Source organism: Vibrio sp. 1641, assembly GCF_033339995.1.
Lineage (GTDB): Bacteria > Pseudomonadota > Gammaproteobacteria > Enterobacterales > Vibrionaceae > Vibrio > Vibrio alginolyticus.
Window position 1 is genome coordinate 1 of sequence record NZ_JAWOVP010000483.1, and the last position, 528, is coordinate 528.

A 528-nucleotide genomic window follows, 5' to 3' on the forward strand; every position below is an offset into this window, starting at 1 on the left:
GACACTGGTGGCCAACCACAGCGCCCTCAATGCTCGGATCATCGGTTCCAACGAGCACGAATCACACTATATTTATGACCTGTTACAATCCAACAGCAGTGAAATCAAACCTGACGTACTCTCGACAGATACACACGGTGTCAATCATGTTAACTTCGCCTTACTGGATCTATGCGGTTACAGTTTTGCACCGCGATACGCGCAGTTCAGTAGTGTCATCAATGATCTGTTTGCCGTAACTGAAAATGAACACGGCGGCACCAACCTTGCCCTGAAAAAGCCCATCAGGACGAATGTCATCGAAACGGGATGGCAGGATATCAGGCGTATTGTCCTGTCACTTCAGACAAAACGAACAACACAGGCAATACTGGTGAGAAAACTGTCTGGTTATCCTTCAGGACACCCGATATTACAGGCGCTGACAGAGTATAATCGACTGGTTAAAGCGCAATATTTACTTGACTACATCGACGATGCCAGTTTGCGGCAGTATGTGCAACGTGCCCTGAACCGGGGAGAAGCATG

General features: G+C 48.1%; 1 protein-coding gene. It reads left to right on the top strand.

What is annotated here, in order from left to right; genetic code table 11:
• Window positions 1–528: Tn3 family transposase (locus R7Z47_RS26695; protein WP_318131003.1), on the top strand; the 528-nt coding region annotated here is incomplete at both ends.